The sequence below is a fragment of the Pelomonas sp. KK5 genome, from assembly GCF_001984095.1.
GTDB lineage: Bacteria > Pseudomonadota > Gammaproteobacteria > Burkholderiales > Burkholderiaceae_C > KK5.
The window spans coordinates 16462-36959 of record NZ_LYVQ01000035.1; the positions used below are offsets into that span (position 1 = coordinate 16462).

Annotated in this window: 16 protein-coding genes and 2 tRNA genes; 16 read left to right on the forward strand and 2 right to left on the reverse strand. The window is 68.0% G+C overall.

From position 1 onward, the window contains the following. Nucleotides 1–38 precede the first annotated feature (38 nt). The 3 genes from B0W88_RS07575 to B0W88_RS07585 all read left to right on the forward strand — a co-directional run bounded on the left by B0W88_RS07575 (nucleotide 39) and on the right by B0W88_RS07585 (nucleotide 856). Nucleotides 39–115: transfer RNA gene (locus B0W88_RS07575), tRNA-Val, on the forward strand. A gap of 65 nt (nucleotides 116–180) precedes the next feature. Continuing rightward, a tRNA-Val gene (locus B0W88_RS07580) sits at nucleotides 181–257 on the forward strand. 230 nt (nucleotides 258–487) lie between these two features. Beyond that, the gene (locus tag B0W88_RS07585; RefSeq protein ID WP_077034055.1) at nucleotides 488–856 is read left to right on the forward strand and encodes a hypothetical protein; all 369 of its coding nucleotides are present in this window, start codon (nucleotides 488–490) and stop codon (nucleotides 854–856) included. On the opposite strand, the gene B0W88_RS07590 is transcribed toward B0W88_RS07585, so the two are convergent. Continuing rightward, a complete protein-coding gene (locus tag B0W88_RS07590; protein WP_077034056.1) occupies nucleotides 857–1876 on the reverse strand; it encodes an AraC family transcriptional regulator ligand-binding domain-containing protein in 1020 nt (339 codons plus the stop codon). A 202-nt stretch (nucleotides 1877–2078) separates the two neighbouring features. On the opposite strand from B0W88_RS07590, the gene B0W88_RS07595 reads away from it, so the two are divergent. From B0W88_RS07595 to B0W88_RS07640, 10 genes are all read left to right on the forward strand, one after another. Continuing rightward, a complete protein-coding gene (locus tag B0W88_RS07595) occupies nucleotides 2079–3497 on the forward strand; it encodes a coniferyl aldehyde dehydrogenase (RefSeq protein ID WP_255378650.1) in 1419 nt (472 codons plus the stop codon). Nucleotides 3498–3514: 17 nt separating this feature from the next. Next, complete coding sequence (locus B0W88_RS07600) at nucleotides 3515–5137, forward strand: GMC family oxidoreductase (RefSeq protein WP_077034057.1); 1623 nt, start codon at nucleotides 3515–3517, stop codon at nucleotides 5135–5137. 26 nt (nucleotides 5138–5163) lie between these two features. Continuing rightward, entirely contained in the window at nucleotides 5164–6798 is a 1635-nt protein-coding gene (locus B0W88_RS07605) for a 3-(methylthio)propionyl-CoA ligase (protein WP_077034058.1), read from the forward strand. A 20-nt stretch (nucleotides 6799–6818) separates the two neighbouring features. Beyond that, nucleotides 6819–8798 carry an alkyl/aryl-sulfatase gene (locus tag B0W88_RS07610; RefSeq protein WP_077034059.1) on the forward strand — a complete coding sequence of 660 codons (1980 nt, stop codon included), beginning with the start codon at nucleotides 6819–6821 and terminating at the stop codon, nucleotides 8796–8798. Between the two features lie 130 nt (nucleotides 8799–8928). Beyond that, a complete protein-coding gene (locus B0W88_RS07615) occupies nucleotides 8929–10962 on the forward strand; it encodes a M13 family metallopeptidase (protein WP_077034060.1) in 2034 nt (677 codons plus the stop codon). 69 nt (nucleotides 10963–11031) lie between these two features. After that, entirely contained in the window at nucleotides 11032–13032 is a 2001-nt protein-coding gene (locus tag B0W88_RS07620; RefSeq protein ID WP_077034061.1) for a M13 family metallopeptidase, read from the forward strand. 178 nt (nucleotides 13033–13210) lie between these two features. Continuing rightward, nucleotides 13211–13723: a polyhydroxyalkanoate synthesis repressor PhaR gene (phaR, locus tag B0W88_RS07625; protein ID WP_077034062.1), complete on the forward strand. Its 513-nt coding sequence runs from the start codon at nucleotides 13211–13213 to the stop codon at nucleotides 13721–13723. A 134-nt stretch (nucleotides 13724–13857) separates the two neighbouring features. Further along, nucleotides 13858–16347: a response regulator gene (locus B0W88_RS07630; RefSeq protein ID WP_077034063.1), complete on the forward strand. Its 2490-nt coding sequence runs from the start codon at nucleotides 13858–13860 to the stop codon at nucleotides 16345–16347. A gap of 32 nt (nucleotides 16348–16379) precedes the next feature. Continuing rightward, nucleotides 16380–17771 carry a 30S ribosomal protein S12 methylthiotransferase RimO gene (gene rimO, locus B0W88_RS07635; RefSeq protein WP_077034064.1) on the forward strand — a complete coding sequence of 464 codons (1392 nt, stop codon included), beginning with the start codon at nucleotides 16380–16382 and terminating at the stop codon, nucleotides 17769–17771. Further along, nucleotides 17768–18949: a PLP-dependent transferase gene (locus B0W88_RS07640; RefSeq protein WP_077034065.1), complete on the forward strand. Its 1182-nt coding sequence runs from the start codon at nucleotides 17768–17770 to the stop codon at nucleotides 18947–18949. Before rimO ends, B0W88_RS07640 begins: the two co-directional genes overlap by 4 nt. Nucleotides 18950–18953: 4 nt before the next feature. On the opposite strand, the gene smpB is transcribed toward B0W88_RS07640, so the two are convergent. Further along, a complete protein-coding gene (smpB, locus tag B0W88_RS07645) occupies nucleotides 18954–19403 on the reverse strand; it encodes an SsrA-binding protein SmpB (RefSeq protein ID WP_077034066.1) in 450 nt (149 codons plus the stop codon). A gap of 47 nt (nucleotides 19404–19450) precedes the next feature. On the opposite strand from smpB, the gene B0W88_RS07650 reads away from it, so the two are divergent. From B0W88_RS07650 to B0W88_RS07660, 3 genes are all read left to right on the forward strand, one after another. Beyond that, nucleotides 19451–19897, forward strand: coding sequence for a type II toxin-antitoxin system RatA family toxin (locus B0W88_RS07650; RefSeq protein ID WP_077034067.1), 447 nt, complete (start codon nucleotides 19451–19453; stop codon nucleotides 19895–19897). Next, nucleotides 19887–20219, forward strand: coding sequence for an RnfH family protein (locus B0W88_RS07655; protein ID WP_077034068.1), 333 nt, complete (start codon nucleotides 19887–19889; stop codon nucleotides 20217–20219). Before B0W88_RS07650 ends, B0W88_RS07655 begins: the two co-directional genes overlap by 11 nt. A gap of 88 nt (nucleotides 20220–20307) precedes the next feature. After that, the coding region (locus tag B0W88_RS07660; protein WP_144006661.1) for a hypothetical protein at nucleotides 20308–20498 on the forward strand (191 nt) is incomplete at its 3' end.

Consider the following 20498-nt stretch of genomic DNA (forward strand, 5'->3'; position numbering starts at 1 on the left):
CAGCTCACCAAAATCTGGCATATACTGCTAGCTTCAGCAGGCGCGTAGCTCAGTTGGTTAGAGCACCACCTTGACATGGTGGGGGTCGTTGGTTCGAATCCAATCGCGCCTACCAGATGAAGCTTCTAGAGAAGAATCTAGAACCAGGCTTCTCTGGCCATCCTTGCTGAACAAGACCCCAGGCGCGTAGCTCAGTTGGTTAGAGCACCACCTTGACATGGTGGGGGTCGTTGGTTCGAATCCAATCGCGCCTACCAAGACATCAAGCCCGATACGAAACTGCTTCGTATCGGGCTTTTTTGCGCCCCGGCGGGCTCAATGCGTCGAAGTAAGCCGTTATTCCAGCGGTTTTCTACGCATCGAGGCCTAAAGTCTGGTGCTAGGGCGTCGATATCAGGCTCATGACCAGCCGGGTGCGTTGTGCGCCCGAGCCGTTGACGCCGTCAGGAAGGGGACCTGATCAACGGAATCCTTGCGGAGGTTTGCCATGATTCCTGCCGTATCCAGTACCAGCGCTGCCGCGTCCAGCACGGCCGCCGCGCGCCAATCCGCCGAGGAAGCTACGCCCGCCGTCCGTTCGACCGAGACCGGCGGCGAAGCCGCGGCCGTCGTGATCACGATCTCCCAGGAGGGTGCCCAGCAGGCCGCCGCGCCTTCTCCTGCCGGTGTCGAGCAGCAGGTCGCGGCGGCCAAGCCCGACTGGACTTTCCAGGCCGCCGACGGCAACAAGGACGGCAAGGTCACCGTGTTCGAGCAGCAGGTCTACGATTTCCGCCACTACCCGTCTTCGGCAGAAAAGGCCGAAGCCTACAAGACGAGCAGCGAATCCAAGCCGGACGCGTCGCTGTCGGCCTGATCAGCCTCGTTCGATCACCGCCACTGCCTGCGGCGCCGCATTCTGGCGCCGCCATGCCGCCGGGCTCATCCCGGTCCAGCGCTCGAAGGCCCGCACGAAGCTGCGCTGATCGCTGAACTGCAGCGTCTCGGCGATGGTGCTGGTGGAGGCGCCGGCCAGCAGCAGCTTCTCGGCGCGCTGGCGCCCCAACTGTTCGTACAGGTCCGAGTAGCGGATGCCCTCTCGCGCGAGCGCGCGATGCAGCGAACGCAGGCTCAGCCCCATGCTGGAGGCCACCGCCGGCAGCGGCAGCAGGCGCCCATCGGCGCCGAACAGGCGCTGGCGCAGCGAGGCGCCCGTGCTTTCGCGCTCCGCCCAGCGCGCCGCCAGCTCGCGCTCGCAGGCCTCGCGGGCCACTTCCGCGCTGACCGCGTTGTGGAACATCAGCCGCAGGGAGAGGGCGCGCGCGTCGAACACCAGGCGGCTGCGATCGGCGCCGAAGACCACCGTCGTCTCGAACAGGGCCGCCAGGCTGCTGGCCAGCGCCGGTGCCTCGAAGGCCAGTTCCACCCGCTTGAGCAGGCGCGAGACCGGCAGCGGCGCCAGGATCTGGCGCAGGCTGTTCAGCGCCGTGGCCATGTGGTCGATGGCGAGGAAGGGGGCCAGCTCGGGGTCGTCGAACAGCAGGTGGGCGGTCATCGAGGCCTCGTCGCCGTCGGCCTCCGTGCGGAACTGCAGCATCGAGCCGGCGACCAGCTGGTAGCGCATGCCGAAGGTCAGCGCCTCGCCGACCGTGGCGTGGCTCATCATGCCCAGGCCCAGCGCCCCGAGATGGGGCAGCGACTTGCGCGCGCCGGACAGCACCGCCAGCTCCAGCCCCTCGTGATGACGCAGCGCGAGCTGCAGGCCCTCGCGCGCCTCGACATAGCTGCAATAGGGCTGCGTGCTCGTCGCGGCGCCGCTGAAGCTCGGGAAGAAGAGCTGCCGCTCCTGCCAGTCCTGCTCCAGCGCGAGGGCCAGCACGCCGCTGAACGGGAGCACCGGGAAGACCGCATCGTGGATCGTCGGCGTACGCGTCGACCCGCCAGGGAGAAACCCTGGGTGGCATTGGATGTCATGGCCACTGTCAGCGCCGGTCATAGCCGATTATCGTGCACGCGCGCACCATTTGAGGCTGCAACGATGCCCGTGAACACCCGGATCACGGGTGCCGGAGACAGCCCTCAAACCAGGAGACACGGACGTGAATGCCCTGACCCCCGACGCCGCGGCAGCGACCCTGCTGGCGGCCCAGCGCGCCGCCCACGCCACGGACCCGACGCCGACCCACGCGGTGCGCATCGACCGGCTGGACCGCCTCGCGCGGCTGCTGGAAGAGAACGCTCAAGCCTTCGTCCAGGCGATCACGCAGGACTTCGGCCACCGCTCGGCCCACGAGACCCTGCTGGCCGAAGTCGGCATCCTGGGCACCTCCATCGTCGGCACCAAGCGCCACCTGAAGGGCTGGATGAAGACGCGCCGGGTCGCCACCTCGCTGGCCTACATGCCCGGCCGCAACCGGCTGATCCGCCAGCCGCTGGGCGTGGTCGGCGTCGTCGCGCCCTGGAACTATCCGCTGCAGCTGAGCCTGGGCCCCGCCATCGGCGCGATCGCCGCCGGCAACCGCGTGCTGATCAAGCCCTCCGAGCTGACCCCGGCCTTCTCCGCGCTGCTGGAGAAGCTGGTCGGCCAGTATTTCAAGCCCGAGGAGATGGCCGTGGTCTGCGGGGACGCGCAGGTCGGCGCCGCCTTCTGCGCACTGCCCTTCGACCACCTGGTGTTCACCGGCTCCACCGCGGTGGGCCGCAAGGTGGCCGCCGCCGCCGCGCCGAACCTGACGCCGCTGACGCTGGAGCTCGGCGGCAAGTCACCCTGCATCATCGACAGCAGCGCGGACCTGAAGGTGGCCGCCCCGCGCATCGCCTTCGGCAAGCTGCTGAACGCGGGCCAGACCTGCATCGCGCCGGACTACCTGCTGGTGCCGCCAGGCCAGGGCAGGGCGGTGGCCGAGGCGCTGAAGGCCGAGGTCGCGCGCATGTACCCGACGATCGAGGGCAACCCCGACTACACCTCGATCATCTCGCCACGCCACCGCGCCCGCCTGCAGCAGCTGCTGGACGACGCGCAGTCTCAGGGCGCCACCATCGTGCCGCTCAGCGATGACCTGACCCCGCAGGGCTCGCGCAAGTTCACGCCGGTGGCGGTGCTGAATCCCACCCCCTCGATGCAGATCATGCAGGAGGAGATCTTCGGCCCGCTGCTGCCCATCGTCGAGGTGGCCGACACGGCTGCCGCCATCGCCAAGGTCAACGCCGGCGACCGCCCGCTGGCCCTGTACTGGTTCGGCAGCGACGGCGCCGCGCGCGAGCAGGTGCTGCGCGAGACCATCGCCGGCGGCGTGACGATCAACGACTGCCTCTGGCACATCGGCCAGGAGGCGCAGCCCTTCGGCGGCGTCGGCGCCAGCGGCATGGGCGCCTACCACGGCGAGCACGGCTTCCGCAGCTTCAGCAAGGAGAAGCCGGTGTTCATCCAGGCGCGGCTGAACGGCATCCCGCTGCTGCACCCGCCCTATGGCAAGACCTTCGCCTTCATGCTGAAGGTGCTCAAGCTGATCGCCTGAACAAGGAAGAGAACGATATGAACGAATTCGACTACGTCATCGTCGGCGGCGGCTCGGCCGGCTGCGTCATCGCTTCGCGCCTGAGCGAGGACCCGGCGGTCAGCGTCTGCCTGCTGGAGGCCGGTGGCCCGGACACCAGCGTGTTCATCCATGCGCCGGCCGGCGTGGTGGCGATGATGCCCACCAAGCTCAACAACTACGGCTACAAGACCGTGCCGCAGCCGGGCCTGAACGGCCGCCTGGGCTACCAGCCCCGCGGCAAGACGCTGGGCGGCTCCAGCTCGATCAACGCGATGCTCTACGTGCGCGGCAACAGGTGGGACTACGACCACTGGGCCTCGCTCGGCAACGAGGGCTGGTCCTACGACGAGGTGCTGCCCTTCTTCCGCCAGGCCGAGAACAACGAGCAGTTCCGCAACGAGTTCCACGGCCAGGGCGGCCCGCTGAACGTCACCTACCAGAACTACCACAGCGCGCTGAACGACACCTTCCTCGAGGCGGCCGTGGCCAGCGGCATCCCGCTGAACCCCGACTACAACGGCGCCGAGCAGCACGGCGCCTTCATGTACCAGGTCACGCACAAGAACGGCGAGCGCTGCAGCGCCGCCAAGGGCTACCTGACGCCCAATCTCTCGCGCTCCAACCTGAAGGTGATCACCCGCGCGGTCAGCCAGCGCGTGCTGTTCGAGGGCCGGCGCGCCGTGGGCATCGAATACACGCAGGGTGGCGCGAAACAGCAGGTGAAGGCGCGCCGCGAGGTGGTGTTGTCGGCCGGCGCCTTCGGCTCCCCGCAGCTGATGATGCTGTCGGGCCTGGGCGCGGGCGCCGAGCTGCAGATGCTGGGCATCAAGCCGGTGGCCGAGATTCCCGGCGTCGGCAAGAACCTGCAGGACCACATCGACTATGTGCAGACCTGGAAGGTCGCGAGCAGCACCGAGTCCTTCGGCGTCTCGCTGCGCGCCGGCCCGAAGATCCTGAAGGCCATTCCCGAGTGGAAGAACGAGCGCACCGGCCTGCTGACCACCTGCTACGCCGGCGCCGGTGCCTTCGTCAGCTCGGCGCCCGCGGTGAAGGTGCCCGACCTGCAGCTGATCTTCGTGATCGCCATCGTCGACGATCACGCCCGCAAGATGCACCTGGGCCACGGCATCTCCTGCCATGTGGACATCATGCGGCCCCACAGCCGCGGCACCGTGGGCCTGGCCAGCACCGACGCCAACGACGCGCCGGTGATCGACCCGCGCTTCCTCAGCGACGATCGCGACACCGAGCTGCTGGTGCGCGGCGCGCAGATCCAGCAGCGCATCATGGAATCGAAGGCCTTCGACGGCGTGCGCGGCAAGCAGCTCTACCCGACCCGCATCGACGACACCCGGGGCCTCGAAGCCGATATCCGCGCCCGTGCCGACACGCAATACCACCCGGTGGGGACTTGCAAGATGGGCCCGGCCAGCGACACGATGGCCGTGGTCGATGCGCGCCTGCGCGTGCGCGGCGTCGAGGGCCTGCGCGTCTGCGATGCGTCCATCTTCCCGACCCTGATCGGCGGCAACACCAACGCGCCCACGATCATGATCGGCGAGAAGGCCGCGAAGATGATCCGCGAGGACGCGCGCGCCAAGGCGCTGGCCACGGCCTGATCCGAGAAACAACCAGGAGACATCCCATGCTGGGTCTGATGCAGCAGCACGAGCTGAACATCTCGCGCATCATCGAGTTCGCGGCGCAATGCCATGGCGACGGAGAAATCGTCAGCCGCCGCGTCGAGGGCGACATCCATCGCACCACCTACCGCGAGGTCGCTGCCCGCGCCCGCAAGATCGCCAATGCGCTCGACGCGATGCAGGTGGAGCAGGGCCAGCGCGTGGCCACGCTCGCCTGGAACGGCTACCGCCACATGGAGCTGTACTTCGGCATTTCGTCCTCCGGCCGGGTGCTGCACACGCTGAACCCGCGCCTGCATCCCGAGCAGCTCGCCTGGATCATCAACCACGCGGAAGACACGGTGCTGTGCTTCGACACCAGCTTCCTGCCGCTGATCCAGGCCGTGCACTCGCGCTGCCCGACGGTGAAGCACTGGATCGCGATGTGCGACGGCGCCGCGCTGCCGAAGGAGAGCGGCATCCCCGGCCTGATCGCCTACGAAGACTGGATCGCCGGCCAGCCCGATACCTACGACTGGCCCGTCGTCGACGAGAACAGCGCCGCCAGCCTCTGCTACACCAGCGGCACCACCGGCAACCCCAAGGGCGTGCTCTACAGCCACCGCTCGACGATGCTGCACAGCTACGCGGTGGTGATGCCCGACGCGATGTGCCTGTCGGCGCGTGACAGCGTGCTGCCGGTCGTGCCGATGTTCCACGTCAACGCCTGGGGCCTGCCCTACGCGGCGGCGATGACCGGCTGCAAGCTGGTCTTCCCCGGCCCGGCGATGGACGGCAAGTCGGTCTACGAGCTGATCGAGAACGAGAAGGTCACGCTGGCCGCCGGCGTGCCGACCGTCTGGCAGATGATGCTGGCGCACGTGCAGGCCAACGGCCTGCGCTTCTCGACGATGAACCGCACGGTGATCGGCGGCTCCGCCTGCCCGCCGGCGATGATCCAGGCCTTCCAGAACGACTACAAGGTCGAGGTGCTGCACGCCTGGGGCATGACCGAGCTGTCGCCGCTGGGCTCCGTCTGCACGCTGAAGAACAAGCACCTGGCCGAGTCGCCCGAGGCGCAGCTCAAGCGCCGCCAGTCGCAGGGCCGGCCGATCTTCGGCATCGAGTTGCGCATCAAGGGCCATGAGGGCCAGGTCTTGCCCTGGGACGGCCAGCAGAGCGGCGAGCTGCAGGCGCGCGGCCACTGGGTCGTCGGCGAATACTTCAAGGGCGAGGGCGGCGAGATCCTCGACGAGGGCTGGTTCCCCACCGGCGACGTGGCCATGATCGATGGCGACGGCTTCATGCTGATCACCGACCGCAGCAAGGACGTGATCAAGTCCGGCGGCGAATGGATCAGCTCAATCGAGGTGGAGAACATCGCGATGGCCCACCCGGCCGTGGCCATGGCGGCCTGCATCGGCATGCGCCACCCGAAGTGGGACGAACGGCCGGTGGTGGTCGTGGCGCTGAAGCCCAATGCCACGCTGACCCGCGACGAGCTGCTGGCCTTCTACCAGGGCAAGACGGCCAAGTGGCAGATCCCCGATGACGTGCTGTTCGTGCCGGCGATCCCGCTGGGCGCCACCGGCAAGATGCTCAAGACCAAGCTGCGCGACCAGTTCAAGGACTACCAGCTGCCGTCCTTGAGCGCATGAATTTTCCTGGAGACAAACCGATGTTGATGATGAAGAACAAGACCCTCATTGCCGTGGCCGCGCTGCTGGCGCTGGCCGGCACGGCCGGCGCGCAGGTCGCGCCCAAGGGCGCGGAAGCCGCCACCGCCAAGGCCAATGCCGATTTCAGCGCCACGCTGCCCTGGGGCGACAAGCAAGCCTTCGAGGACGCGAAGCGCGGCTTCATCGCCGGCATCCCCGGCAATGTGATCAATGGCGCCGACGGCAAGCCGGTCTGGAACATGGCCGCCTACGATTTCCTCAAGGGCGACGCGCCGGCCACGGTCAACCCCAGCCTGTGGCGCCAGGCCCAGCTGGATGCGATCGCCGGCCTGTTCAAGGTGGCCGACGGCATGTACCAGCTGCGCGGGCTGGACCTGTCCAACATGACGATCATCGAAGGCAAGACCGGCCTGATCGTCATCGACCCGCTGCTCACGGCCGACACCGCCAAGGCTGGACTGGAGCTCTACTACGCCCACCGGCCGAAGAAGCCGGTGGTGGCGGTGATCTACAGCCACGGCCATGCCGACCACTTCGGCGGCGTCAAGGGCGTGGCCAGCGACGCCGACGTCGCCGCGGGCAAGATCCGCATCTACGCGCCGGACGGCTTCATGGAAACCGCCATCGCCGAGAACATCATCGCCGGCAATGCGATGAGCCGTCGCGCCGCCTACCAGTTCGGCGCTCTGCTGCCGCCCGGCCCGATGGGCCACGTGGACACGGGCCTGGGCAAGGCGCTGAGCCGCGGGGGCATCACGCTGATCCCGCCCACCGACGTGATCACCGCCAAGGATCCGAACCGCGTCATCGACGGCGTGCCGGTCGAGTTCATCCTGGCGCCGGGCTCCGAGGCGCCGGCCGAGATGATGATGTACTTCCCGCAGCACAAGGTGCTGGACACCGCGGAAGTGACGACCCAGCACATGCACAACGTCTACACGATCCGCGGCGCGGAGGTGCGTGATGCCAACAAGTGGTCGGGCTACATCTCCGACGTGCGCGAGCGCTATGCCGCCAAGGCTGACACGCTGATCATGTCGCACCACTGGCCCGTCTTCGGCCCGGCCGGCATCGACCACTTCCTGGTCGTCCAGCGCGACCTCTACAAGTTCATCCACGACCAGACGGTGCGCCTGCTGAACCAGGGCTGGAAGCCGGGCGACATCGCCAACACGCTGAAGATGCCGGCCAGCCTGGACAAGGAATGGTCTACCCACGGCTACTACGGCACGCTGAGCCACAACAGCCGCGCGATCTACCAGAAGTACCTCGGCTGGTACGACGCCAACCCGGCCAACCTGAATCCGCTGCCGGACGGCGAGCAGGCGAAGAAGGCGATCGAGTACATGGGCGGCGCCGACGCCGTCATCGCCAAGGCCCGCGCCGACTTCGCCAAGGGCGAGTACCGCTGGGTGGCCAGCGTGATGAGCCAGATCGTCTCCTTCGACCCGGCCAACCAGGCTGCCCGCAGCCTCGGCGCCGACGCGCTGGAGCAGCTGGGCTACCAGGCCGAGGCCGGCACCTGGCGCGGCGCCTACCTGACCGGCGCGCAGGAGCTGCGCAACGGCGTGCCCAAGCTGCCGCCGCTGAGCACGCTCAACGCCGACACGCTGAAGGCCGTCAACCTCGAGCTGTTCTTCGACTTCCTCGGCGTGCGCCTGAACGCCGCCAAGGCCGACGGCAAGCGCCTGGTGCTGAACTGGAATTTCACCGACTCGAACCAGAAGTTCGTGCTGAACCTGGAGAACTCGGCGCTGACCTGGGTCGAGGGCAAGCAGGCCGCCAAGGCCGACGCCGGCCTGACGCTGACCCGCGAGGCGCTGAACAAGTTCCTGCTGGGCCAGGCCAAGCTGCCCGAGCTGATGCAGCAGGGCCTGGTGAAGGCCGAGGGCGACCCGCGCAAGTTCGGCGAGCTGTTCGCGATGTTCGACAACTTCACGCCGGACTTCGCTATCGTGGAGCCGCTGCCGAAGAAGTAACACCTAACGATCAAGCCGGACTGACCGGCATTGACTGGTAATCAGGGCTGACACGCATGACGAAAGCCATGTTGTCAGCCCTTCGCGCATCCACTACCCTCCTGCGCTTTCCAATCGTGGGTAGAAGTTGATGGCAACCATCTCGAAGGTTCTCTGCTTGGCACCGCTGGTGCTGTCGCTGACACTGGCCGGCATGAGCCACGCGCAAACGCCGACCTCGGGCCTGGACAAGTCCGGCTTCGACAGCACCGTCCGCATCCAGGACGACCTGTTCAGCGCCGTCAACGGCGACTGGGTCAAGAAGACCGAGATCCCGGCCGACAAGTCCAGCTACGGCACCTTCATCGGCCTGCGCGACCTGTCGGACCAGCGCGTGCGCACCATCGTCGACGAGCTGGCCAAGGCCAAGCAGAAGCCCGGCACCGTCGAGCAGAAGATCGCCGACTTCTACGGCTCCTACGTCGACACCGCCGCCATCGACAAGGCCGGCCTGGCCCCGCTGAAGTCGCTGCTGGCCAGCATCGACGCGATCAAGACGCCCAAGGATCTGGCCGCCTGGCTGGGCAAGTCGCAGGGCTCGTTCAACACGCCGGTGCTGATGGGCGTGGAGGGCGACTCCAAGGACCCGACCGTCTACACCGCGCTGACCTGGCAGGGCGGCCTGGGCATGCCCGACCGCGACTACTACCTGAAGGCCGACGACGAGCGCATGGGCAAGGCCCGCACGGCCTACGAGAGCTACCTGACAACGCTGGGCAGCCTGTCCGGCGACAAGGACGCCGCCGCCACCGCCAAGTCGGTGATCGAGCTGGAGCGCGCCATCGCCGAGGTGCACCTGCCCAAGGTCGAGCTGCGCGATCCGGTCAAGAACTACAACCCGATGACCGTCGCCGAGCTGCAGGCCGCCGCGCCGGGCATCGACTGGGCCGCCTTCTTCGCTGGCGCCAACGTCGGCGCCAATCCGAGCAAGCTGTCGGTCTCGCAGCCTTCGGAAGTGAAGGGCGTCGCCAAGCTGGTGGCCGACAAGCCGCTGGCCCAGTGGAAGGCCTACCTGCGCCTGCGCGTGCTGGACGAATCCGCCGACCTGCTGCCCCAGGCCTACCGCGATGCCGCCTTCGCCTTCCACGGCGCGGCCATCACCGGCACCAAGGAAGAGCGCCCGCGCTGGCAGAAGGGCATCGCCGAGCTGAACGGCGCGATGGGCGAGGCCGTGGGCAAGGTCTACGTCGGCAAGTACTTCCCGCCGGCCTACAAGGCCCGCATGCAGGAGCTGGTGCAGAACCTGCTGGCCACCTACAAGACCTCGATCGACGGCCTTTCGTGGATGTCGACCGAAACCAAGGCGCAGGCCCAGGACAAGCTGTCCAAGTACATGACCAAGATCGGCTACCCCGACGTCTGGCGTGACTACACCAAGCTGGTCGTCAAGGCCGGTGATCCGGTCGGCAACCGCGAGCGCGCCGGCCGCTTCGAGTGGGAGCGCGTCTCGGTGCGCGTCGGCAAGAAGGTGGACCGCACCGAATGGGGCATGACGCCGCAGACGGTCAACGCCTACTACAACCCCTCGCTCAACGAGATCGTCTTCCCGGCCGCCATCCTGCAGCCGCCGTTCTTCGACATGGCCGCCGACGACGCCGTCAACTACGGCGCCATCGGCGCGGTGATCGGCCACGAGATCAGCCACGGCTTCGACGACCAGGGCAGCCAGTACGACGGCGACGGCAAGCTGCGCAACTGGTGGACCGAGGGCGACCGCAAGGCCTTCGAGGCGATCGCCGACAAGCTGGTGGCCCAGTACGACGGCTACGAGCCCATCCCCGGCAAGCACGTCAACGGCCGCCTGACCCTGGGCGAGAACATCGCCGACCTGTCCGGCCTGCAGATCGCCTACAAGGCCTACAAGCGCTCGCTGAACGGCAAGCCCGCCCCGGTGCTGGACGGCTACACCGGCGAGCAGCGCTTCTTCCTGGGCTGGTCGCAGGCCTGGCGCAACAAGATGCGCGAAGCCCGCCAGCTGCAGCTGCTGACGATCGACCCGCACTCGCCGAGCGAGTTCCGCGCCAACGGCGGCGCCGTCAACCACGACGGCTTCCACGAGGCCTTCGGCACCAAGGCCGGCGACAAGATGTTCAAGCCGGTCGCCGAGCGCATCCGCATCTGGTAAGGGCAGCTCATCCGGACATCAACAAAGGCCGCGATTCCGTTCGCGGCCTTTTTCATTCATCGATCGATCATGAAACTCACACCGCTGATCCTCGCGCTGACGGTCCTCACGGCCCAGGCCGCGCCGCTGTCCGCCGGCGTCGATACCGCCGCCTTCGACAAGGCCGTGCGCCCGCAGGACGACCTGTTCAAGGCGGTCAACGGCCGCTGGCTCAAGGCCACCAAGATCCCGGCCGACCGCTCCGAGACCGGCGCCTTCACGCTGCTGGAGGATCTGTCCGACCAGCGCGTGCGCACGATCGTCGAAGGCCTGGCGAAGAAGCCGCAGGCCGAGGGCAGCGACGAGCGCCGCATCGCCGACTTCTACAAGTCCTACACCGACCTGAAGGCGATCGACAAGGCCGGCCTCGCGCCGGTGCGCGGGCTGCTCGAGGCGATCGACGCGATCGACTCCCCGTTCTCGCTCGCTGTCTGGCTGGGCCGGGCCCAGGGCCGCTTCAACGTGCCGCTGCAGATGCAGGTGCTCGGTGATGCCAAGGATCCGGCGCACTACGCCGCGCTGACCTGGCAGGCGGGCCTGGGCATGCCCGACCGCGACTACTACCTGAAGCCCGACGACCCGCAGCTCGGCAAGACCCGCGCCGCTTACCAGGCCTATCTGCGCAAGCTGGCCGCGCTGGCCGGCGACAACCCCGCTACGGCCGACCAGGCGCTGGCGCTGGAGGACCGCATCGCCCAGAGCCACTGGCCCAAGGCCGAGATGCGCGACCCGGTCAAGATCTACAACCCGATGACCCGCGCCGAACTGGCCGAGAAGGCCCCGGGCCTGGACTGGCCGGCCTTCCTCCAGGCCGCGCAGCTGACCCAGGTGGAGCGGCTGATCGTCTCGCAGCCGAGCCAGGTGGCTGCGGCGGCCAAGCTGGTCGCCGAGGTGCCCTTGACGCAGTGGAAGGCCTACCTGCGCCTGCGCGTGCTGGACGAATCGGCCGACCTGCTGCCCAAGCCCTTCCGTGACGCCGCCTTCGGCTTCCACGGCACCGCCATCAGCGGCGCGAAGCAGGAGCGGCCGCGCTGGCAGAAGGGCGTGGCCGAGGTCAACGGCGCTTTGGGCGAGGCCGTCGGCCGCGTCTACGTCACGCGTTACTTCCCGCCGGCCGCCAAGGCGCGGATGCAGGAGCTGGTGGCCAATCTGCTGGTCACCTACAAGGTGTCGATCGACGGCCTGAGCTGGATGTCGCCGGAGACCAAGGCCGAGGCCCAGGCCAAGCTCGCCAAGTACACGACCAAGATCGGCTACCCCGACAAGTGGCGCGACTACGCGGCGCTGCAGGTGAAGGCAGGCGACCCGATCGGCAACCGGCTGCGCGCCGGCCGCTTCGAGTGGGAGCGGCAGGCGCGGCGCGTCGGCGGCCCGGTGGACCGTGCGGAATGGGGCATGACGCCGCAGACCGTCAACGCCTACTACGAGCCCACGCTCAACGAGATCGTCTTCCCCGCGGCCATCCTGCAGAAGCCCTTCTTCGACATGGCGGCCGACGACGCGGCCAACTACGGCGCCATCGGCGCGATCATCGGCCACGAGATCAGCCATGGCTTCGATGACGAGGGCAGCCAGTACGACGGCGACGGCGCCTTGCGCAACTGGTGGACCGAGTCCGACCGCAAGGCCTTCGAGGCGATCGCCGACCGGCTTGCCGCTCAATATGACGGTTATGAGCCGATTCCCGGCCACCACGTCAACGGCCGGCTGACGCTGGGCGAGAACATCGCCGACCTGTCGGGCCTGCAGATCGCCTACAAGGCCTGGCAGCGCTCGCTGGGCGGCAAGCCGGCCCCGGTGATCGGCGGCATGAGCGGGGAGCAGCGCTTCTTCTACGGCTGGGCCCAGGCCTGGCGCGAGAAGACCCGCGACGAGCGCCTGCTGCAGCTGGTGACCTCCAACCCCCACTCGCCGCCGCAGTACCGCGCCGACGGCGCCGCCATCAACCATGACGGCTTCCACGAGGCCTTCGGCACCAAGGCCGGCGACCGCATGTTCAAGCCGGCAGGCGAACGCATCCGCATCTGGTGAGCACTCGCGCAGGGTTAACCCCTCCGGGCCGCCTGGAGGGCGCTCCTAGAATCGTTTTGTGCACCCGCACATAACGATATTCAAGGAGCAAGGCGATATGGTGACGGCCCGCAAGGCGGCGACGAAGGGAGCGGCAGCTGCAGGCACGACTGGCGCCGAAGCAGGAGAGGGCGGGGCCGTGGACGTGCGCGTCCTCAAGAAATATCCGAACCGTCGCCTCTACGACACACAGACCAGCAGCTACATCACGCTGGCCGACGTCAAGACGATGGTGCTGGGCGCCGAGGCTTTCGAGGTGCGAGACGCCAAGACCGGCGAGGACATCACCCGCAGCATCCTGCTGCAGATCATCCTCGAGGAAGAGACCGACGGCGTGCCGATGTTCAGCACCGCCGCGCTCTCGCAGATCATCCGCTTCTACGGCCATTCGATGCAGGGCGTGATGGGCGGCTACCTCGAGCGCAACATGCAGCTCTTCGCGGACATGCAGAAGCAGTTCTCCGAGCAGAGCAAGGGCGCTTTCAGCCCCGAGCTGTGGACGCAGTTCCTCGGCGGCCAGGCGCCGGTGATGCAGCAGCTGATGGGCGGCTACGTCGAGCAGTCCAAGAACCTGCTGGAGCAGATGCAGGAGCAGATGAAGAACGCGGGTGCCCTGTTCCCGGGCATGCCGGGCTTCCCGCCCAAGCGCTGAGGACGGGCGCCCGGCGGCCCGCCGCTTGCCTCCGGGCGATACATCGAGCACTATCGCAGCATCAAGCATCGGTGACGCTCCACGCGGAGCTTCAGGGAGACGATGTGCAAGCGAGAGTGCCGGTTCGCGAAGACGTGACTGAGGCGGTTGCGCAAAGGCCGACCTTCCTGCTCGAGCAGGCCGCAGGCGCGCGCGAGCAGCGGCGCGCGAGCGCGGTCGCGCTGGCCATCGTCCTGGCCTTCCTGGCGTTGGCGCCGTTCGCCCGGGTGCAACTGGCCGCCGTGCCGGCCTTCATCCCGATCTACGAGGCCACGCTGCTGGTCACCGACCTGATCACCTGCGTGCTGCTGTTCGGGCAGTACCGCATCTCCAGGGCGCGCGGCCTGCTGATCCTCGGCTGCGGCTACCTGTACACCGCCGTCATGGTGGCGGCGCATGCGCTGAGCTTCCCCGGCCTGTTCGCGCCCCAGGGCCTGCTCGGCGCCGGGATGCAGAGCACCGCCTGGATCTACATGTTCTGGCATGCCGGCTTCCCGATGTACGTGCTCGGCTACCTGTGGACGAGCCGCAGGGCCGGCCCGTCCGCGACGCCCATCTGGGCCTGGCCGGCGGCGACCCTACTGCTGTGCGTGGGCCTGGTCGCCCTCGCCACGGCGGGGCAGGACAGCCTGCCGGCGATCATGGTCGCCCATCGCCATTCGCCCGCGATGCAGGTGACGGTGGGGCTGGTCTGGCTCTGCAGCGTGCTGGCGCTGCTGGCGCTGTGGCGCCAGCGCGAGCGCCGGCTGCTCGACGTCTGGCTGATGGTGGTCTGCATCGCCTGGACCTTCGACATCGCGCTGTCCGCCCTGCTCAACGCCGGCCGCTACGACCTGGGCTTCTACGCGGGCCGCATCTACGGGCTGCTGGCCTGCTCCATCGTGCTGCTGGAGCTGCTGCTGGAGAACAGCCTGCTCTATGCCCGCCTGCTCGAGACCTACGAGGCTGACCGCCGCATGAACCGGGCGCTGGCCCAGGCCCGCGACGAGGCCCAGGCCGGCAGCGCCGCCAAGAGCCTGTTCCTGGCCAGCATGAGCCACGAGATCCGCACGCCGATGAACGCCATCATCGGCCTGACCCACCTGGTGCTCGAAACGCCGCTGAACGAGCGCCAACGCGACTATCTCGGCAAGGTCCAGACCTCGTCCAAGGCCTTGCTGGCGCTGCTCAACGACATCCTCGACTACTCCAAGATCGAGGCCGGCAAGATCGACGTCGAGCAGGAGGAGTTCAGCCCCGAGGAGATCATCGAGAACGTCGGCAACCTGTTCTCGGCCCGCACCGAGGAGGCCGGGCTGGACCTGATCTTCGACATCGACGATGCGATCCCGGACCGCCTCGTCGGCGACCCGCTGCGCCTGGCCCAGGTCTTCAACAACCTGCTGGGCAACGCGATCAAGTTCACGCCGCAGGGCGAGATCGTGGTCCGCGCCGAGCTGCTCCGGGCCGACGCCGCGCAGATCATGCTGCGCTTCAGCGTCCGCGATACCGGCATCGGCATGAACGAGGAGCAGATCGCGCGCCTGTTCCAGGCCTTCAGCCAGGCTGATTCGTCGATCACGCGGCGCTACGGCGGCACCGGCCTGGGCCTGGCGATCTGCAAGCGCCTGGTCGAGCTGATGGGCGGCCGCATCGAAGTGAGCAGCACGCCGGGGCAGGGGAGCTGTTTCGCCTTCACCTGCGCTTTCGGGCCGGCCCACGGCAATGCCGAGCGCATGGACCTGCACCGCATCCGCGGCATGCGCACGCTGATCGTCGACGCCCAGCCCACCGAGCGCCAGGTGCTGCAGCAGATCCTGCAGAGCTGGCGCTTCCAGGTCAGCGTGGCCTCCTTCGCCGACGAGGCCTTCTTCCGGATGCGCCACGCCGACCCGGCGCTGCCCTACGAGCTGGTGCTGGCGGACTGGAAGACCGTGGGGCCGGACTTCCTCGAGACCGCCCGCCGCATCACCGCCGACCGCAGCGCCAACCTGCTGGCCGGCATTGTGCTCACCAGCATGCAGACCCACGAGCAGGTGGAGGAAGCGGTGCGCGAGCTGCCGATCACGGGCGTGCTGGTGCGGCCGATCACGCCCTCGCGCCTGTTCGACACGGTGGTCCAGCTGCAGCACGGCAACGCGCCGGAGACGGTGCTCCCCGGCAGCAAGACACTGAACCTGGCCGAGGCGCTGCGCCCGATCCGCGGCGCGCGGCTGCTGCTGGTCGAGGACAACCTGGTCAACCAGCAGGTGGCCTGCGCCTTCCTGTCGATGGGCCAGCTGGAGGTGGAGATCGCCAACAACGGCATCGAGGCGGTGGACTGCGTCCGGGCTGGTCGTTATGACGCGGTGCTGATGGACGTGCAGATGCCCGAGATGGACGGCCTCAGCGCCACCCGGCTGATCCGCAGCCTGCCACAGGGCGAGCGCCTGCCCATCATCGCGATGACCGCCGGCGCGCTGGAGCGCGACATGCAGGACTGCCTGGCCGCCGGCATGAACTCCCACGTCAGCAAGCCGATCGACCCGAAGGAGCTGGTGGCGGTGCTGCTGACCTGGATCGCGCCGACCGAGCCGGCGGCACGGCTCGTCCGACCCAGCGCGTAACTGCGAAATTCAGCGTCGGCGACAATACGGGGATGAGCGACACAATTTCCCCGACCGCCGCGGCGCCGAAGATCGGCTTCGTCAGCCTCGGCTGCCCCAAGGCCCTGACCGACAGCGAACTGATCCTCACCCAGCTGCGCGCCGAGGGCTACGAGACCTCCAAGACCTTCGCCGGCGCCGACCTGGTGATCGTCAACACCTGCGGCTTCATCGACGACGCCGTCAAGGAGAGCCTGGACACCATCGGCGAAGCCCTGGCCGAGAACGGCAAGGTGATCGTCACCGGCTGCCTGGGCGCCAAGGGCAGCGATGCCAATGCCGATGCCGGTTCGCTGGTGCGCGAGATCCATCCGTCGGTTCTCGCCGTTACGGGCCCGCATGCCACGCAGGAGGTGATGGACGCCGTCCACACCCACGTGCCCAAGCCGCACGACCCCTTCATCGACCTGGTGCCCGCCTACGGCATCAAGCTGACGCCCAAGCACTACGCCTACCTGAAGATCAGCGAGGGCTGCAACCACCGCTGCTCCTTCTGCATCATCCCGAGCATGCGAGGCGACCTGGTCTCGCGCCCGATCGGCGATGTGCTCAACGAAGCCCGCGCGCTGTTCGAGAGCGGCGTCAAGGAACTGCTGGTGATCAGCCAGGATACCTCGGCCTACGGCGTGGACGTCAAGTACCGCACCGGCTTCTGGGACGGCAAGCCGGTCAAGACCCGCATGTACGAGCTGGTGGCCAAGCTGGGCGAGATGGCCAAGCAGCACGGCGCCTGGGTGCGCCTGCACTACGTCTATCCGTATCCGCATGTGGACGAGGTGCTGCCGCTGATGGCCGAAGGCCTGATCCTTCCGTATCTGGACGTGCCGCTGCAGCATGCCCACCCCGATGTGCTCAAGCGCATGAAGCGCCCGGCCAACGGCGAGAAGAACATGGAGCGCATCGCCCGCTGGCGCGAGACCTGCCCGGACATCGTGATCCGCTCCACCTTCATCGCCGGCTTCCCCGGCGAGACCGAAGCCGAGTTCCAGTACCTGCTCGACTTCATGCAGGAAGCGCGCATCGACCGCGCCGGCTGCTTCGCCTACTCGCCGGTCGAGGGCGCCACGGCGAACAATCTCGAGGGCGCCTTGCCCGACGAGGTGCGCGAGGAGCGCCGCGCGCGCTTCATGCAGATCGCTGAAGCCGTCTCGGTCGACAAGCTGCGTTCGCGCATCGGCGCGACGATGCAGGTGCTGGTCGATTCCGCGCCGGGCCTGGGTCGCAAGGGCGGCGTGGGCCGTTCCTATGCGGATGCGCCCGAGATCGACGGCACCGTGCGCCTGCTGCCGCCGCAGAAGGCCAGCAAGACGCTGAAGGTCGGCGAGTTCACCAAGGCCAAGATCGTCGCTGCGGAAGGGCATGACCTGGTCGCGATGCCGGTATGACGAAGAAGAAGGCCATCTCGACCGAGCAGATCCACCACCCGTACAAGCCGCCCGAAGGCTGGAACGCCGTCCCGGTGCCGGTGGCCAAGGCCTCCACGGTGCTGTTCAAGGACGCGGCCGACCTGCACGACTACAAGCCGCGCGACGGCAAGGGCTACCGCTACGGCCTGCACGGCACGCCGACCTCGTACACCCTGGCCGCGAGGCTGTGCACGCTGGAAGGCGCCGCGCACTGCCTGCTGACGCCCAGCGGCCTAGCGGCGATCACGCTGGTCTCGATGGCTTTCCTGCGCCCCGGGGACGAGGTGCTGGTGCCCGACAACGCCTACGGCCAGAACCGCTACCTGACCGAGTCCTTCCTGCCGCACTGGGGCGTGACGCACCGGTTCTACGACCCGCTGGACGCCGAAGGCTTCAAGTCTCTGCTTGGCGAGAAGACCAAGCTCGTCTGGCTGGAGGCCGCCGGCTCGATCACGCTGGAGTTCCCGGACCTGGCGGGCCTGGTGGCCGCCTGCCGCGAGCGCGGCGTGCTGACCGCGCTGGACAACACCTGGGGGGCAGGTGTTGCCTTCCAGCCCTTCGAGCTTGGCATCGATATCTCGATGCAGGCGCTGACCAAGTACCCGAGCGGCGGCGCCGACGTCCTGATGGGCGCCGTCTACACGCGAGACCAGGCGCTGCATGACAAGCTCAACTGGACCCACGAGCACCTGGGCTACGGCGTCGGTTCCAACGACGTGGAGCTCGTGCTGCGCGGCCTTCCGACGCTGGAGCTGCGCTACCGCGCGCAGGATGCGACGACCCGCGGGCTGGCTGCCTGGATGCAATCCCGCCCCGAGGTGTCCCGCGTGCTGCACCCGGCGCTGCCCGGCTCGCCGGGCCATGAGCACTGGCTGCAGTGCAGCAGCGCAGGCGCCGCCTGCCTGTTCTCCGCCGTGTTCAAGCCGCAGTACGGCATGGCCGAGGTCGATGCCTTCGTGGACGCGTTGCAGCTGTTCGGCATCGGCTACTCCTGGGCCGGCCCGATGAGCCTGGCCGTGCCTTACGACATGAGCCGCAGCCGCTCGCTGCCGCTGCCCTACGAAGAAGGCGTGATCGTGAGGTTCGCGATCGGGCTGGAGGCCGAGGCCGACCTGCGGGCCGACATCGAGCAGGCGCTGGTGGCGCTGCTGAAGTAACGGGTTACTTGGCGCGTTCCTTCATCGCGCGTTCGACCTCGCGCTTGCCTTCGCGATCCTTGATCGTGTCGCGCTTGTCGGCCTTGTCCTTGCCCTTGGCCAGGGCCACGTCCACCTTCACGTGGCTGCCCTTGTAGTGCAGGTTCAGCGGGACGAGGGTGAAGCCCTTCTGCTCGGTCTTGCCGACCAGGCGACGGATCTCGTCCTTCTTTATCAGCAGCTTCTTCGTGCGGTCGGCGATCGGGCTGACGTGGGTGGAGGCGCTGCCCAGCGGATTGATGCGGCAGCCGATCAGGAACAGCTCGCCGTTCTTGATCATCACGTAGCCGTCGGTCAGCTGGACCTGGCCGGCGCGGATCGCCTTGACCTCCCAGCCTTCGAGCACGAGGCCGGCCTCGAAGCGCTCCTCGATGTGGTACTCGAAACGGGCACGGCGGTTTTCTGCGATGGACATTTGAACAATCTGGGGGCAGGGCGCCCCAATACAATTCCGGCCATTGTATGAAGCACGTCAAGAAGTCAGTCCTGCTCTGGTACACGCCGCACGAGATGTACTCCCTGGTCACCGGCGTCGAGCACTATCCCGAGTTCCTGCCCTGGTGCAGCCAGGCCGAGGTGCTGGAGCGCCGCGAGGACGGCGTCACCGCGCGGCTCTCGCTGTCGATCTCCGGCGTGCGCCAGGCCTTCACCACGCGCAACACGAACACGCCCGACCAGCGCGTGCACATGCAACTGGTGGACGGCCCGTTCTCCAAGCTGGACGGCATCTGGACCTTTTCCGCGCTGGGGCAAGGTGAAACGCGGGCCTGCAAGGTCGAGTTCGACCTGCACTACGCCTTCTCCAACTTCGCGCTGCAGGCCGTGGTGAGCCCGGTGTTCGACCGGGTGGCCAACACCTTCGTCGATTCCTTCGTGCAGCGGGCCGAGGCGGTCTACGGTGCGCGTTGAAGTCGTCTGGAGCCCGGCGGCCGGCGACGTGCGCCAGGCCTGGCTGGACGTCGCCGAGGGCTGCACCGTCGAGCAGGCGCTGCGGGCCTGGCCCGAATTCACCGAAGCGTTACATCAGCTGGACGCGCTGAAGATCGGCGTCTGGGGCCGCCTGCGCCCGCTGGACACGCCGCTGCGCGAGCGCGACCGCATCGAGGTCTACCGGCCGCTGACCGTCGACCCGAAGGAGGCCCGCCGCCTCCGCTACCAGGCCCGGGGCGAGCGCATCGTCTCGCGCCACCGGCCGCTGGCAGGCGGCTCCGGCAAGACCGGCGGCAACTGAGGATCGCGCGGCGGGCACGCCGTTTGCTCGCCATCACGCTTGACCGCGCTCACGCGGCCGTGGAGGGCTCACCATGATGCCGACCCCGATGCGACGACTCCTGCTCGCGCTGGCGCTGTTCGTCGCCGCGCCGGCCGTGCAGGCGGACACGCTGCTCTATCGCCTCACCGGCGTGACCGGCGTGATCGACGACCCCAACGGGGTGCTCGGCGCACCAGCACCGGGCACGGCCTTCCAGCTCGACTACTTCGCCGACTTCTCGCTCGGGTGGCGGGGCGG

What these genes read in the sequence shown, in the direction of transcription:
- B0W88_RS07585 (WP_077034055.1), top strand. Translation starts at nt 488, where the DNA reads ATGATTCCTGCCGTATCCAGTACCAGCGCTGCCGCGTCCAGCACGGCC.
- B0W88_RS07600 (WP_077034057.1), top strand. Translation starts at nt 3,515, where the DNA reads ATGAACGAATTCGACTACGTCATCGTCGGCGGCGGCTCGGCCGGCTGC.
- B0W88_RS07605 (WP_077034058.1), top strand. Translation starts at nt 5,164, where the DNA reads ATGCTGGGTCTGATGCAGCAGCACGAGCTGAACATCTCGCGCATCATC.
- B0W88_RS07610 (WP_077034059.1), top strand. Translation starts at nt 6,819, where the DNA reads ATGTTGATGATGAAGAACAAGACCCTCATTGCCGTGGCCGCGCTGCTG.
- B0W88_RS07615 (WP_077034060.1), top strand. Translation starts at nt 8,929, where the DNA reads ATGGCAACCATCTCGAAGGTTCTCTGCTTGGCACCGCTGGTGCTGTCG.
- B0W88_RS07620 (WP_077034061.1), top strand. Translation starts at nt 11,032, where the DNA reads ATGAAACTCACACCGCTGATCCTCGCGCTGACGGTCCTCACGGCCCAG.
- rimO (WP_077034064.1), top strand. Translation starts at nt 16,380, where the DNA reads ATGAGCGACACAATTTCCCCGACCGCCGCGGCGCCGAAGATCGGCTTC.
- B0W88_RS07640 (WP_077034065.1), top strand. Translation starts at nt 17,768, where the DNA reads ATGACGAAGAAGAAGGCCATCTCGACCGAGCAGATCCACCACCCGTAC.
- smpB (WP_077034066.1), bottom strand. Translation starts at nt 19,403, where the DNA reads ATGTCCATCGCAGAAAACCGCCGTGCCCGTTTCGAGTACCACATCGAG.
- B0W88_RS07650 (WP_077034067.1), top strand. Translation starts at nt 19,451, where the DNA reads ATGAAGCACGTCAAGAAGTCAGTCCTGCTCTGGTACACGCCGCACGAG.